This is a genomic window from Caulobacter sp. NIBR1757 (genome assembly GCF_027912495.1).
Taxonomy (GTDB): Bacteria; Pseudomonadota; Alphaproteobacteria; order Caulobacterales; family Caulobacteraceae; genus Caulobacter.
The window spans coordinates 76,475-89,534 of sequence record NZ_CP115463.1; the positions used below are offsets into that span (position 1 = coordinate 76,475).

Annotated in this window: 15 protein-coding genes; 5 read left to right on the top strand and 10 right to left on the bottom strand. The window is 69.8% G+C overall.

Features of this window, described 5'->3' with window-relative positions; genetic code table 11:
- Positions 1-151 precede the first annotated feature (151 nt).
- The gene (gene mnmE / locus O5I81_RS00320; protein WP_271066954.1) at positions 152-1,486 is read right to left on the bottom strand and encodes a tRNA uridine-5-carboxymethylaminomethyl(34) synthesis GTPase MnmE; all 1,335 of its coding nucleotides are present in this window, start codon (positions 1,484-1,486) and stop codon (positions 152-154) included.
- Positions 1,483-1,734: a DUF6489 family protein gene (locus O5I81_RS00325; RefSeq protein WP_271066955.1), complete on the bottom strand. Its 252-nt coding sequence runs from the start codon at positions 1,732-1,734 to the stop codon at positions 1,483-1,485. The genes mnmE and O5I81_RS00325 overlap by 4 nt, the downstream gene beginning before the upstream one ends.
- 102 nt (positions 1,735-1,836) lie before the next feature.
- Between O5I81_RS00325 and O5I81_RS00330 the strand changes: the two genes are divergently transcribed.
- The gene (locus O5I81_RS00330) at positions 1,837-2,532 is read left to right on the top strand and encodes a dienelactone hydrolase family protein (RefSeq protein WP_271066956.1); all 696 of its coding nucleotides are present in this window, start codon (positions 1,837-1,839) and stop codon (positions 2,530-2,532) included.
- Positions 2,532-3,503, top strand: a complete 972-nt coding sequence (locus O5I81_RS00335) for a quinone oxidoreductase (RefSeq protein ID WP_271066957.1) — start codon at positions 2,532-2,534, stop codon at positions 3,501-3,503. Before O5I81_RS00330 ends, O5I81_RS00335 begins: the two co-directional genes overlap by 1 nt.
- Before the next feature lie 184 nt (positions 3,504-3,687).
- Here O5I81_RS00335 and O5I81_RS00340 read toward each other — a convergent pair whose 3' ends face one another.
- Genes O5I81_RS00340 through timA form a run of 3 tightly spaced genes read right to left on the bottom strand, consistent with a single transcriptional unit; the run spans position 3,688 to position 6,038 of the window.
- Complete coding sequence (locus O5I81_RS00340) at positions 3,688-4,215, bottom strand: Smr/MutS family protein (RefSeq protein ID WP_271066958.1); 528 nt, start codon at positions 4,213-4,215, stop codon at positions 3,688-3,690.
- Positions 4,212-5,363 carry an MltA domain-containing protein gene (locus O5I81_RS00345; protein ID WP_271066959.1) on the bottom strand — a complete coding sequence of 384 codons (1,152 nt, stop codon included), beginning with the start codon at positions 5,361-5,363 and terminating at the stop codon, positions 4,212-4,214. Before O5I81_RS00345 ends, O5I81_RS00340 begins: the two co-directional genes overlap by 4 nt.
- A gap of 57 nt (positions 5,364-5,420) precedes the next feature.
- Positions 5,421-6,038, bottom strand: coding sequence for a TIM44-related membrane protein TimA (gene timA, locus O5I81_RS00350; RefSeq protein WP_271066960.1), 618 nt, complete (start codon positions 6,036-6,038; stop codon positions 5,421-5,423).
- A 185-nt stretch (positions 6,039-6,223) separates the two neighbouring features.
- Here timA and secB point away from each other — a divergent pair, with 185 nt between their 5' ends.
- Positions 6,224-6,715, top strand: coding sequence for a protein-export chaperone SecB (gene secB, locus O5I81_RS00355; RefSeq protein ID WP_271066961.1), 492 nt, complete (start codon positions 6,224-6,226; stop codon positions 6,713-6,715).
- A gap of 168 nt (positions 6,716-6,883) precedes the next feature.
- Here secB and dnaQ read toward each other — a convergent pair whose 3' ends face one another.
- Genes dnaQ through O5I81_RS00380 form a run of 5 tightly spaced genes read right to left on the bottom strand, consistent with a single transcriptional unit; the run spans position 6,884 to position 10,510 of the window.
- Positions 6,884-7,585, bottom strand: coding sequence for a DNA polymerase III subunit epsilon (gene dnaQ, locus O5I81_RS00360; RefSeq protein ID WP_271066962.1), 702 nt, complete (start codon positions 7,583-7,585; stop codon positions 6,884-6,886).
- 9 nt (positions 7,586-7,594) lie between these two features.
- On the bottom strand, positions 7,595-8,209 hold the full coding sequence (gene coaE, locus O5I81_RS00365) for a dephospho-CoA kinase (protein ID WP_271066963.1): 615 nt from the start codon (positions 8,207-8,209) through the stop codon (positions 7,595-7,597).
- Positions 8,206-9,060, bottom strand: coding sequence for a shikimate dehydrogenase (aroE, locus tag O5I81_RS00370; RefSeq protein WP_271066964.1), 855 nt, complete (start codon positions 9,058-9,060; stop codon positions 8,206-8,208). Before aroE ends, coaE begins: the two co-directional genes overlap by 4 nt.
- Positions 9,057-9,659 (bottom strand): Maf family protein, encoded by a 603-nt coding sequence (locus tag O5I81_RS00375; RefSeq protein WP_271069075.1) that lies wholly within the window; start codon positions 9,657-9,659, stop codon positions 9,057-9,059. The genes aroE and O5I81_RS00375 overlap by 4 nt, the downstream gene beginning before the upstream one ends.
- The gene (locus tag O5I81_RS00380; RefSeq protein WP_271066965.1) at positions 9,656-10,510 is read right to left on the bottom strand and encodes a pyruvate, water dikinase regulatory protein; all 855 of its coding nucleotides are present in this window, start codon (positions 10,508-10,510) and stop codon (positions 9,656-9,658) included. Before O5I81_RS00380 ends, O5I81_RS00375 begins: the two co-directional genes overlap by 4 nt.
- A gap of 498 nt (positions 10,511-11,008) precedes the next feature.
- Between O5I81_RS00380 and hemE the strand changes: the two genes are divergently transcribed.
- Together hemE and hemH are read left to right on the top strand one after the other, a co-directional pair.
- Positions 11,009-12,037 carry a uroporphyrinogen decarboxylase gene (gene hemE, locus O5I81_RS00385; protein WP_271066966.1) on the top strand — a complete coding sequence of 343 codons (1,029 nt, stop codon included), beginning with the start codon at positions 11,009-11,011 and terminating at the stop codon, positions 12,035-12,037.
- The gene (hemH, locus tag O5I81_RS00390) at positions 12,034-13,059 is read left to right on the top strand and encodes a ferrochelatase (protein WP_348637275.1); all 1,026 of its coding nucleotides are present in this window, start codon (positions 12,034-12,036) and stop codon (positions 13,057-13,059) included. Before hemE ends, hemH begins: the two co-directional genes overlap by 4 nt.
- Position 13,060 lies beyond the last annotated feature (1 nt).

Sequence of the window (13,060 nt, forward strand, 5' to 3'; positions counted from 1 at the left end):
GCGATGTTTCACGTGAAACATCGGTGCCGGTCATCACCGCTCCAGGACCATCACCGTCCCGTCACCACCACCCACGGTCACCCGGCGCCGCCGCACCGTCATCACCCACGGGATCGCAACCCAACCAAGTCGGTGTTTCACGTGAAACACCCTATTTGCCGATGCAGAAGCTCGAAAACACCACATCTAGTATGTCTTCCGCCCCGATCCGCCCCGTCACCCGGGCCAGAGCCCTCGCCGCCAGCCGCACATCCTCCGCCGCCAGCTCGACCGCCGGCTCCAGCTCTTCCAGCGCCCGCGTCAACCGCGCGTGCGCCTCCCGCAAGCTCTCGCCATGGCGGATCCGCGTCGCCAGCGGCGCCTCGCCGCCGCCAAGCGCTTCGACCACCCGCCGCTCCAGCTCCGTGCGCACAATCCGGACGTCGTCCGTCGCCAGGGTCGAAATGGCAAGGCTATCCAGGCCAACCGCCAAAGCCTCTGTCCGATCCGCTCCCGCCGAAAGGTCGGCCTTGGTCAGCACCAGGAGGTCGCCCGGCCGCGCCAGCCCATAGGCCTGCCGCCAATCCCCCGAGGCCGACTGGTCGACGACCCAAAGCCGCAGGTCCGCCCTCTCCGCCCAGGCGCCGGCCCGCCGCACCCCCTCGGCCTCGATGGCCTCCTCGGTGTCGCGCACCCCGGCGGTGTCGGCCAGCAGCACCTTGTAACCCGCCAGCACCAGCGGAACCTCGATGACGTCCCGCGTCGTCCCCGGCGTCGCCGTGACAATCGCCGCGTCCCGCCCGGCCAGGGCGTTGAGCAGGCTGGACTTGCCGGCGTTCGGCGCCCCGATCAGCGCCACCCGGAACCCTTCCCGCACCCGCCGCCCGCGCCCCTCGTCGGCCAGCGCCTCGCCGATTTCGGCCAGCAGGGCCTCGAGCGGCGGCCGGGCCCGGTCCGCCACATCGGCCGGCAGCTCTTCGTCGGGGAAATCGACCGCCGCCTCCAGCATGGCCAGGGCCTGGACCAGCTGGCCCCGCCAGGTCTCGTAACGCCGCGACAGCGCCCCGCCCAGCTGCCCCAGCGCCTGACGCGCCTGGGCCTGCGTCTCCGCATCGACCAGATCGGCGACCGCCTCGGCCTGGGCCAGGTCCAGCTTGCCGTTCTCGAAGGCCCGCCGGGTGAACTCCCCGGGCTCGGCCAAGCGAAGCCCCCGGTCATGCAGCGCCTGCACCACCCCCTCGACGATGGCCGGCCCGCCGTGCAGGTGCAGTTCGACAGCATCCTCGCCGGTGTAGCTGCCCGGCCCTGGCGTCCAGATGACCAGCGCCTCGTCCAGCACCCGCCCATCCGCCGCCCTCAGCCGCCGCAGCGAAGCCCGCCGGGCGGCCGGAAGCGCCTTGCCGGTCAGGCTTTCCAGCGCCCCGCCGCTACCCGGTCCGGACAGCCGCACGACCGCCACCGCCGCCCGGCCGGGCGCGGTCGCCAGGGCGAAGATGGTGTCGCTCATTTGCCCTTGGAGCCGCCCATGGCGCCGGTGGCGGCGGCGGTCATCAGCTTGCGGAACTGCTCCTGCGCGCCCATGCCAAAGCTCATCCAGGTCTTCATCAGCTCTTCGGGCGCCAGGGCCGCCATATTGGCGTCCATCCGCTTCTGCATCTCGGCCATCATGTGGTCGTTCAGGGTGGTGACATCGGGCAGGCCGAGGAAGGTTCGCGCTTCCTGCGGGGTGCAGTCGATCTCGACGGTGACCTTCATGGGTTTCAGACTTTCTGCTAGCCGCCGCACACCTTTGTCATTGGGATGTGACGGGCCCCGCGTTTAAGTGCGGCAAATCAGTCAACGGAACGAGAGACGACCATGAGCGGTGAACGCCTGACCATCAAGACGCCCGACGGCGACTTCTCGGCCTATGTGGCCCGCCCCGCCTCCACCCCGGCCCCGGTGATCGTGGTCATCCAGGAGATCTTCGGCGTCAACCAGGTCATGCGCGACATCACCGACGCCTTCGCGGCCCAGGGCTACATCGCCGTCTGCCCCGACCTCTTCTGGCGCATCGAGCCGAACATCGACATCACCGACCAGTCGGAAGCCGAGTGGAAACGCGCCTTCGAACTGTTCAACGCCTTCGACGTCGAAAAGGGCATCGAGGACATCGCCGCCACCATCGACCAGGTCCGCGGCATCGAGGGCTCGACCGGCAAGGTCGGCGCCGTCGGCTATTGTCTGGGCGGCCGCCTCGCCTACCTCACCGCCACCCGCACCGACGTCGACGCGGCCGTCGGCTACTATGGCGTCGGCATCGAGAACTACCTGGCCGAGGCCGAGAAACTGGCCCAGCCGCTGATGCTGCACATCGCCGCCGAGGACGGTTTCGTGCCCAAGGAGGCCCAGGCCCTGATCCATCAGGAGCTCGACAACCACATCCAGATCGAGATCCACGACTACCCCGGCTGCGACCACGCCTTCGCCCGCCACGGCGGCGACCACTATGACGCCGCCGCCGCCGAACTGGCCAATGCCCGCACCGCCGCCTTCTTCAAGGCCAACCTCTGATGCTGGCCATCCAGGCGCGCGAGGCCGGCGGCGTCGATGTCCTCGAGGCCGTCGATGTCCCGGTCCCGACTCCGGGCCCCGGCCAGATCCTGCTGCGGCAGGAGGCGGCCGGCCTCAACTTCATCGACACCTATTTCCGCTCGGGCCTCTACCCGGCGAAATTCCCGCTGGTGCTGGGTCAGGAAGGCGCCGGCGTGGTCGAGGCGATCGGGGAGGGGGTCACCCGCTTCCAGGTCGGCGACCGCGCCGGCTACGGGGTCGGCGGTGGCGGCGGCTACGCCGAGGCCGTGGTCCTGAAGGAAGACAAGGTCGTCAAGCTGCCGGACGGCGTCTCCGCCCGCACGGCGGCGGCGGCGTTGCTCAAGGGCATGACCGCCGAGTTCCTGATCCGCCGCTGCTTCCCGGTCGCGGCCGGCGACGCGGTGCTGATCCACGCCGCCGCCGGCGGGGTCGGGTTGATCCTCAGCCAGTGGGCCCACTCAATCGGCGCCTTCGTCATCGGCACCACCAGCTCCGACGCCAAGGCGCAGCTCGCCCTGGCCAACGGCTGCGACCACGTCATCCGCTATGACCAGGGCGACTTCGCCCCCCAGGTCCGCGACCTCACCGGCGGGGCCGGCGTCCGCGTCGTCTACGACGGCGTCGGCAAGTCCACCCTGGAGGGCAGCCTCTCCAGCCTGGCCCGCCGCGGCATGCTGGTCACCTTCGGCAACGCCTCGGGCCCCGCCCCCGCCGTCGAGCCCCTGCGGCTGAGCCGAGGCGGCAGCCTGTTCATGACCCGCCCGACCCTGTTCGACTACGTCACCACCGCCGAGGAGCTCGACGACAGCGCCGGGGCGTTGTTCGAGAAAATCCTGTCCGGCGCGGTGAAGATCGAGATCGGCGCCGAGTTCGCCTTGAAGGATGCCGCCAAGGCCCACCAGGCGCTCGAAGCCCGGCAAACGACGGGCTCGACCTTGCTGATTCCGTAGACTCCGTCCCTCCCCGAATGGGGAGGGCAGGCGCGCGTTGCGCGCCGGGTGGGGCAGTGGGTCACCCAGCGGGGCCGGTTAGGCTTCTCAGCGCTCGCCTAGCAACGTCAGTGACCGACTTCCCCACCCGACGCGCGTAACCGCGCGTCTGCCCTCCCCGAATGGGGAGGGAGGTCGCCGCCACCTACCTCAGCTTCTTCAGCGCCACGTAGAGCGCGCCCTCGCCGCCGTGCTTTCGGTCGGCCTGCTGCACCCCGGCGACCAGGGTGCGCAGCGGCGGTTGCGACAGCCACAGCGGCGTCATCCCGCGCAGGGTCTCGCGCCCGCCGCTGCCCTTGCCGGTGATGACCAGCACCAGCCGGTCACCCCGCTCGACCGCGCCCAGGATGAACCCCTCCAGCACCGGCCGGGCCCGCTCCAGCGTCAAACCATGCAGATCGACCCGGCCGGCGATCACCTCCCGCTCCTTGACCACCCGCCGCGAGCGGTTGGGTTCCAGCGGCTCCGGCGGGGGCTTGTGCTTGACCGCCTTCACGGCCTTTGCCAGCGCCGCCCGGCCCTCCAGCTTCGGCGGCAGGGCGTGCGCATCCGCCGCCTTCGCCACCGTCTCCTCTGCCCGAGGTCGGGGGACCTTGCGCCCCGGCAACGGCTTGACCGTTTCGGCCACCCGCGCCCACAGGGCCATCTCCTCCGGGCGGGGCGGTCGCTTCATCGCGGGATCAGCCGCCACAGGTGCAGGGCGTGCTTCACCCGGCCGGCCTCGCGCCCGGCGGTATCGCCACTGCCGATATAGAGGTCGGCCCGCACCTGGCCGCGAATGGCGCCGCCGGTGTCCAGCGCCGTGACCAGCCGGCTGTAGCGCGGGAAGGCGCCGGCCAGGCTCGGGGCCCGGCCGTCGATCCAGTACAGGGCCCCGTAGTCGTGAAACCCGGGATCGACGGCGATCCCCCGACCGGCCGGCAACGGCACGCCGGCCGCTCCGGTCGCCTCCCGGCCGTCGTCGTCCTCCATGCGGAAGAAGACGTAGCGAGGGTTCAGCTGCATGATCGCGTCCGCCTGCGGCCCGCGATGCTCGGCCAGCCAGCCGCGGATCGCGTCCCCGGACGTGTTGCTTCCCTCCAGCAATCCCTGGTCGCGCATCGGGGTGGCGATGCCCTTGAACGGCTGGCCGTTGGTGGCCGCGAACACCGCCCGCTTGCGACGACCGTCCGGAAGCACCAGCACGCCGGAGCCCTGGATCTGCAGGAAGAACAGATCCTCCGGCCGCATCCAGGCCAGCGGCTGAACCTCCTCGGTCGCCTCGATCGCCGCCCGGTCGGGATAGGGGACAAACTCACCGTCCACCTGGCGCGCCTCGCCCTTCCAGCCCGGCCGATCCGGCGTGGCGACGAAGGCCGGGTCAAAGACCAGGTCGGCGGGCCTTGGCCGCACCACGGCGGTGAACTCACCGGTCCGCGAGAACCGCGCCTCGTACTGCGGGGAGAAATAGGCGGTCAGCAGGCCCTCGCCGCCGACCGGCACGGCCCGGAAGGTCTGCTCCAGAAAGGTCCTGGCCGCCGGTCCGCCAAGCGCCCCCGCCGCCCGCACCTTCGCGCAGGCCTCGGCCAGCTGCGGCAGGGGTTTGGCGCGGCAGCTGGTCGCTACCGCCGCCAGGGCCGCGGCATGATCCTCGGCCTGCCAGCCGGGAAGCTCGGACAGCGCAATGCCGGTCAGCGGCGGCCGGGACGGCTGCGGCGTCGGGCGTTCAATCGGCGGGACAGGTGTCGGCTTGGGCGTCGGCCGGACGGGCGCCGTCGTCTCGCAGGCCGACAACAGCAGGGCGGCGCCCAGCACCGGAATGAGGAAACGAATCAACGCCATGTACCGTCTTACCCTTCTCCCGCTCGCCCGGAGAAGGAGGCGCCGGCCCGGGCCGGTTCAGGCCTCGGCCGCGTCCACATTGACCAGCAGCCAGTTGGGGTCGCGGCTGGTGACGTCGCGCTCGAAGGTCCACAGCTCGGCGGTGCGGCGATCATCGACCGCCTCGCCCTCGGCGTTCTTGGTCCGGGCCCGGAACTCGGCCAGGAAGCGCACCACCACCCGGGCGATGTCGCCGTCCATGGTCGCCGACTCCAGGTCGGCGCGCGGCGGGTTGGCGAACTCGACGGTCTCGGTCGCGCCTTCGGCCTCGCGGGCGGCGATGGCCCCCTCGAAGCTGTCGTAGACGGCCGGCGACAGCAGCCTCTTCAGCATCTCGCGATCGCCGTCGGCGAAGGCCTTGACCACCATCTGATAGGCGCCCTTGGCCCCGGACAGGAACCGGCCGACGTCGAAATCGGCATCACGCGCCCGCAGCGCCGCCAGCCCGGTCAGGATCACCCCATCCGGGATCGGCTCGGCATCGACGGCGGTCGGGCGGGCGTCGCCGCGCTCGATGGCCTCGGCCTGGGCGTCCTCCGGCTGGCGACCGACGCGCCGGCCGAGCACCGAATACAGCTGATAGAGCACCACCCCGGCGAGGATGGCGAACAGAATGAGCTGGAGGGTCTGGTCCAAAACGAGGCCTAGCGGTTCGAGAGAGAGGGACGGTTCTGAGGTCTACAGGGATCAATATAGGGCAAGGAACGCGCCGCGTCAGGTTGGGCTGCATTTCATGCCGTGGGGGCGGCGACGTTGCGCCCTTTCGGGGGCCGTGTTAGCGACCGCGCCTTCCTTTTTTCCTATCTTCGGACGACCCGATCATGACCGACACCCAAGCCGGCGCCCCGAACGGTGAAGAGATCACCGCCCCCGGCATCCGGGTCCTGGCCCAGTACACCCGCGACCTCTCCTTCGAAAATCCCCGCGCCCCCGACAGCCTGCGCGTCTCCGGCGAGCAGCCGGCCATCGACATCGGCGTCGAGCTGAACGCCAAGGGCCGCCCCGACGGCCTGTTCGAGGTGGAGCTGAAGCTGACCGTCGACGCCAAGAAGGGCGGCGAGCAGTCGTTCGCCATCGAGCTGGTCTACGGCGGCCTGTTCGAGCTGTCGGGCATCCCGCCCGAAGAGCTGGAGCCGGTGCTGATGATCGAAGCTCCGCGCTTCCTCTTCCCCTTCGCCCGCCGCATCATCGGCGACCTCTCGAGTGACGGCGGCTTCCCGCCCTTCATGCTCGAGCCGATCGACTTCGCCGGCATCTACCAGTCGCGCCGGGCCCAGGCCGAAGGTGAAGGCGTGGTGGTCGGCCAGGCTTGATAACCTCCCTCCCCGAATGGGGAGGGCAGGCCGAAGGCCGGGTGGGGCAGTGGGTCACCACATCCACCCGGCCCGGCGTCTTCATGGTCAATATTTGAAGTCAGTGACCGACTTCCCCACCCGACGCGCGTAACCGCGCGTCTGCCCTCCCCATTCGGGGAGGGACGGTCACCCCAGGCTCAGCCAGACGGCCTTGTCCTTCAGCACATCGCGGACAAACGCCTCGTGCGCCGCCCGCTCGTCGTCGGTGATCCGGCAGGCCAGCGGCCGGGGCCGGGCGCCATAGGCCGCCTGCACCGCCGCATGGGCCGCCCGCACGGCCATGGTGCTGGTCAGGTCGAGAGCCCGCTCCTTGCCGCCCTGCAGCTCCAGATAGACCATCGCCAGCAGATTGCTGTCGATCAGCGCCCCGTGCTTCTCGCGCCCGGCCAGGCTGATCTTCATCCGCTTACAGAGGGCGTCCAGGGAGTTGTACATCCCCGGGAACTTCTTCTTGGCCATGGCCAGGGTGTCGACCCAGCGGTCGTCGGGCGGGCAGGGTTTGCCGCAGCGCTCCAGCTCGGCGTTGATGAACCCGCGGTCGAAGGGCGCATTGTGCGCCACCAGGGTGTCCTCGCCGATGAACTCGAGGAAGGCGTCGACCACGCTCGGATGATGGAAGCGCGGCTTGTCCTTGAGGTGGGCGGCGCTGATGCCATGCACCCGCTCGGCGTCCGGATCGATCGGCCGGTCCGGCTGGATATACTGGTGGAACTCGCGGCCCGTCGGCATGTAGTCGACGACCTCGACGCAGGCGATCTCGATGATCCGGTGGCCGGACCGGGGATCCAGCCCCGTGGTTTCGGTGTCGAGTACGATGTGCCGCGCCATCGCCCTGTCTTAGGTTGGTTCGTCGCCGCGCGTCCAGCCGGACCGCAGAGTTGCTAACACATGCCGCACCTGGTCGCGGGCGTGGTCGATGCCCTGGCCGGTGTCGATGACGAAGTCTGCCCGCTGGCGCTTGACGGCGTCAGGAGTCTGCCGGGCGAGGATGGCCTCGAACTTCTCCACCGTCATGCCGGGCCGGGCCAGAACCCGCGCCCGCTGCTGGTCGGCCGGAGCCGAGACGACCACCACCGCCTGCATGTTTTTCTCGCCGCCGGTCTCGAACAGCAGGGGGATGTCGAGGACGACGATGTCGGCGCCCTTCTCCGTGGCCTCCTTGAAGAAGCCGATCCGGCTGGCTCCGACCAGGGGATGGACGATGGCTTCGAGCCGCTTCATGGCGTCCGGATCGTTCAGCACCTTCCTGGAAAGCCGCTCCCGATCGACGGCGCCGTCGACGACGACATCGCCGAATTCCTGCTCCAGCGGTTCCACCGCCGCACCGCCCCTGGCGTAGAGCGCATGCACCGCCGCGTCGGCGTCATAGACGGGCACGCCCTCGGCCGCGAACAGGGCCGCCGTCGTCGACTTGCCCATGCCGATGGAGCCGGTGAGGCCGACGAGGATCATGCGGTGGCTCCAAGCGCTTGCAGACAGAGGGCCCGGACATCGACACCCGACGGCGGGCCCTGGCCGAAGAAGGCCTCGAAGCTCGGCGCCGCCTGACGGATCAGCATCTCCAGGCCATCGACCGTGCGATGCCTCCGGGCCCGCGCCTGCCGCAGGAACTGGGTCTCCAGCGGCTTGTAGACCATGTCCATGACCACGGCCGAGGGATTGAGGACGGTGAAGTCGATCTGCGGCCCCGGCCCGCCGCCAAGGCCCAGGGAGGTGGCGTTGATGACCAGGCCGGCGTCCTCCAGCACATTGTGATGGTCGTCCAGGGCATGGGCGCTGACCACCCCGCCCAGGGTCTCGGCCAGGCCGGCGGCGCGCGCCAAGCTGCGGTTGATCAGCCGCACCGCCGGGGCGCCGGCCAGGACCAGCGCCGCGGCCGCCCCGCGCGCAGCCCCACCGGCCCCCAGGATCACCGCCGGCGCGGCCGTGGGATCGAACCCCGGCGCCTGCGCGAGGATGGCGCCCAGCATGCCCGGCCCGTCGGTGTTGCGGGCGACGATGCCGCCATCGGCCGCGAAGGTCAGCAGATTGGCCGCCCCGGCCATCCCGGCCAGCGCATCGGCCTGGTCGGCAAGCTCCAGCGCCGTTTCCTTGAACGGGATGGTGACGTTGATCCCCCGGATCACCCCGCCGCGCAGCCCGGTGGCGAAGGCGGCGAAGCCTTCCTCAGGCACATTGAACGGCACATAGACGGCATCCAGCCCGGCCGCCGCGATCCAGGCGTTGTGGATCACCGGGCTGAGGCTATGGGTGACCGGACAGCCGGCGACGCCGGCCACCAGGGTGGCTCCGCTGACCCTCACTGGTCCAGCGCCCCGTGCCGGCGCAACAGATCCAGCAGACCCAGCATCGGCAGGCCGAGGATGGTGAAGTAGTCGCCTTCAATCTTCGAGAACAGCTGCACCCCCTCATCCTCGAGCCGGTAGCAACCCACCGAGCCCAGGATCCCCTCGCCCTGACGGCTGAGCCAGCTGTCGAGAAAATCGTCGCTGAACGGCCGCATGGTCAGGCTCGCCGAGGGAACCTCGCGCCAGATCGGCTGGCCGTCCAGGGCCACGACCACGGCCGAATGCAGCTGATGCCGTTTGCCGCGCAGCAGCTGCAGCCGCTCGCGGGCGACCTCCAGCGTCGGCGCCTTGTCGAACAGCCGGCCTTCGAAATCCAGCGTCTGGTCGGCCCCGATGACCAGGGCGCCCGGCCGCTTGCCGCTGGCCCGCACCGCCTTCAGCTCGGCAAGGGCGTCGGCCACCTCGCGCGGCGTGGCGTTGTCGGCCAGCAGGGAGGCCTTGGCGGCGTCCTCGTCGACCCCGGGCGAGATGGCCTCATGCTCGACGCCGGCGGCGCTGAGCAGGGCCCGCCGGGCGCTGGAGGTCGAAGCCAGAACCACAGGACGACGCATCAGGCCACCTCTCCGCCCTGATCGCGCGGGCCATGCAACAGGTTGATGATCGCCGCCGCCGTCTCCTCGACCGAGCGGCGGGTGACGTCGATCACCGGCCAGCCCTCGCGCTCGAACAGGCGGCGGGCGTGGATGATTTCCTGGCGGATGGCGTCGGTGTCGGCATAGTCGCTGCCCCGGTCCTCCTTCAGGGAGAGAAGCCGGTTGCGTCGGATCTGGGCCAGACGGTCGGGGCTGGCGATGAGCCCGACGATCAGGATGTCCTTGCGCAGCTCGCGCAGCTGCGGCGGCACAGGCATATGCGGCACCAGCGGAATATTGGCCGCCCGCACCCCGCGATGGGCCAGGTAGATGCAGGTCGGGGTCTTGGAGGTGCGCGAGACACCGACCAGGACCACGTCGGCCTGGTTGAGGTCCTGCGGCCCGCCCGCCCCGTCGTCATGGCCGATGGCGTAGTTCAGCGCCTCCATGCGGTCGAAGTAGTCGCTGTCGAGCGCATGCTGGGCGCCGACCCGCGAGGAGACGGCGATGCCGAGATAGCGGCTCATGCTGGCCATCACCGGATCGAGCGGGGCGATACAGGGCATCTCCAGCGCCCGGCAGCCTTCTTCCAGCGCCGCCCGAAGCTCCGGCTCGGCGATGGTGTGCATGACGATGCCCGGGGCGGCGGCGATTTCCTCCAGCGCCCGCTCCATCTGCCGGGGCGAGCGTACCAGAGCGTAGATGTGCTCGATCGGCAGGGTGTCGCTGAACCGGGCGCAGACGGCGCGGGCCATGGCGTTGAGTGTCTCACCGGTCGAATCCGACACGAGATGGACATGGAAATAGGTGGCGATGCGGGCCGACACGGTCATCTAGGGGTTCCATAACGCTGCCGCGCGGTCTGAACCAGCCTGTGGATGGGTCGTTAAGAGATCGTTAACCGATCCACAACAGTCCCCGGCCTCCGGGCGCGGACCCAAGGCCCGGTGGATTAACCCTTTGTTAACCTTCTCGACGCCCACAGACCGACCGTCCCGCCAGGCTCCGTGAACAGAGCTGTTGGGGATCGTTCTAACGACTCCGGTTCGACGATCATGGCGCCGGCGGTTCAACGCCGAATCCCTGGCCGGATTCAGCCGCTTGCCAGGATGTCCCCAGTATCCCCAAGCGGCTCAAGGCCTGTGGGAAACCGCAGGCGCCGTCGCTGAACGACCTGCGTATGGTCATGCTGCCGTCATGGTTATCCCCGCCATGCCCTGCCTCCACCTTCAACTTCCCCCTTAAATTAATATTCTATTAAGACTTTAAGGAGGGGCCTGGGGTGTGTGTGGCCCTTGCGCCGGATCGCCGGGAGCGCAAGAAGGCGAGCCATGACGCCTGCTCCCCTTTCCCCGCTCCTTCGTGTCCTCGCCGGCGAGACCCTCGAGCGCCCGCCCGTGTGGTTCATGCGCCAGGCCGGCCGCTATCTGCCCGAGTATAGGGCGGTGCGGGCAACGGCGCCCGACTTCATCGCCTTCTGCCATGACCCGGAGAAGGCCTCGGAGGTCACCCTGCAGCCCCTGCGCCGGTTTCCCTTCGACGCGGCCATCGTCTTTGCGGACATCCTGCTGATCCCGGGGGCGCTCGGCCAGAAGGTCTGGTTCGAGGCCGGCGAAGGCCCCCGGCTTGGCGAGCTGCCCTCGCTCGACAGCATGGCCGGCGAGATCGAGGCCTCCACCGACCGCCTGTCGGCCATCGGCCAGACCCTGTCGCTGGTTCGGGCCCAGTTGCCGGCCGACAAGACCCTGATCGGCTTCGCCGGCGCCCCCTGGACGGTCGGCAGCTACATGATCGAGGGCGGTTCCTCCGATCGCTCGAAGGCCCGCACCTTCGCCTATGAGCAGCCGCAGGCCATGGACCGGCTGATGGACATCCTGGCCGAGGCCACCGCCCGCTATCTGGCCATGCAGGAAGAGGCCGGCGCCCAGGTGCTGAAGATCTTCGAGAGCTGGTCGGAGGGCCTGCCGGAAGACCTCTTCCACCGCCTGGTCATCCGGCCGCACCAGATCATCCTCAAGCGGTTGAAGGAACTGGGCGTCACCGCCCCGGTCATCGGCTTCCCGCGCGGCTCGGCCGCCTATGCCGAGACCTACGCAACCGAAGTGGATGTCCAGTGCGTCGCCCTCGACACCGCCGCCCCGGCCGCGCTCGGCCAGAGCCTGCAGAAGCGGGTCGCCATCCAGGGCGCCCTCGATCCCCTGCTGCTGCGGGCCGGCGGCCCCGAGCTCGACCGCCGCGTCGATCAGCTGCTGCGCCAGTGGGGCGATGGCCGCTACATCTTCAACCTCGGCCACGGCATCCTGCCGGACACGCCGATCGCCCATGTCGAGCGGGTGCTGCAGATGGTGACCGGCAAGTGAGCGGCCGCAAAGTCGCCGTCGTCCTGTTCAATCTCGGCGGGCCGGACGGGCCGCGCAGCGTCGAGCCCTTCCTGTTCAATCTGTTCAACGATCCGGCCATCATCGGGCTGCCGGACTTCATCCGGCCGCACCTGGCCCGCTTCATCTCCCGCCGCCGCGCGCCCGGCGCCCGGGGCAACTACGCCCTCATGGGCGGCGGCTCGCCGCTATTGCCCGAGACCAGGAAGCAGGCCGACGCCCTGCAGGCGCTGCTGACCACGGCCCTGCCGGGCGACGAGGTCCGCTGTTTCATCGCCATGCGCTACTGGAAGCCGCTGACCGAGGAGACGGCCGCGCGGGTCGCCGACTTCGGGCCGGACGAGATCCTGCTGCTGCCCCTCTATCCGCAGTTTTCGACGACCACGACCGGTTCGTCGCTGAAGGCCTGGCGCGAAGCCTACAAGGGCCCAGGGCGGTCCCGCACCGTCTGCTGCTGGCCGGCCGGCGAGAGCTTCCTGGCCGCCCATGCCCGACTGATCGAGCAGGCCTATGAGGCGGCCGGACGGCCCGCCAAGGCGCGCCTGCTGTTCTCCGCCCACGGCCTGCCCGAGAAGGTCATCAAGGGTGGCGATCCCTACCAGGCCCAGGTCGAGGCCACGGCGGCCGCTGTCGCCGCCCGCCTGTCCGGCGACTGGGACTGGCGGGTCAGCTACCAGAGCCGGGTCGGGCCGATGAAATGGATCGGGCCCAACACCGAGGACGAGATCCGGGCCGCCTCGAAAGAAGGCCTGCCGCTGGTCATCGTGCCGATCGCCTTCGTCTCCGAACACATCGAGACCCTGGTCGAACTGGACATCGAATACGCCGAGGTGGCCAAGCATGAGGGCTGCCCGGCTTACATCCGGGTTCCGGCCCTGGGGGTGGACAGCCTGTTCATCGCCGGCCTGGCTGGGGTGGCGACGCAGGCCCTGCGGCGCGAGGGGCTGGACAGCGACGGCTCGTACCGCTGCGCCGGTTTCGGTAATTGTCCGCGCGCCGCCTGAC

Bases quoted from the DNA above. Each gene is read 5' to 3' on its own strand.
- mnmE (WP_271066954.1), bottom strand. From the start codon at position 1,486: ATGAGCGACACCATCTTCGCCCTGGCGACCGCGCCCGGCCGGGCGGCG.
- O5I81_RS00325 (WP_271066955.1), bottom strand. From the start codon at position 1,734: ATGAAGGTCACCGTCGAGATCGACTGCACCCCGCAGGAAGCGCGAACC.
- O5I81_RS00330 (WP_271066956.1), top strand. From the start codon at position 1,837: ATGAGCGGTGAACGCCTGACCATCAAGACGCCCGACGGCGACTTCTCG.
- O5I81_RS00335 (WP_271066957.1), top strand. From the start codon at position 2,532: ATGCTGGCCATCCAGGCGCGCGAGGCCGGCGGCGTCGATGTCCTCGAG.
- O5I81_RS00340 (WP_271066958.1), bottom strand. From the start codon at position 4,215: ATGAAGCGACCGCCCCGCCCGGAGGAGATGGCCCTGTGGGCGCGGGTG.
- O5I81_RS00345 (WP_271066959.1), bottom strand. From the start codon at position 5,363: ATGGCGTTGATTCGTTTCCTCATTCCGGTGCTGGGCGCCGCCCTGCTG.
- secB (WP_271066961.1), top strand. From the start codon at position 6,224: ATGACCGACACCCAAGCCGGCGCCCCGAACGGTGAAGAGATCACCGCC.
- dnaQ (WP_271066962.1), bottom strand. From the start codon at position 7,585: ATGGCGCGGCACATCGTACTCGACACCGAAACCACGGGGCTGGATCCC.
- coaE (WP_271066963.1), bottom strand. From the start codon at position 8,209: ATGATCCTCGTCGGCCTCACCGGCTCCATCGGCATGGGCAAGTCGACG.
- O5I81_RS00380 (WP_271066965.1), bottom strand. From the start codon at position 10,510: ATGACCGTGTCGGCCCGCATCGCCACCTATTTCCATGTCCATCTCGTG.
- hemE (WP_271066966.1), top strand. From the start codon at position 11,009: ATGACGCCTGCTCCCCTTTCCCCGCTCCTTCGTGTCCTCGCCGGCGAG.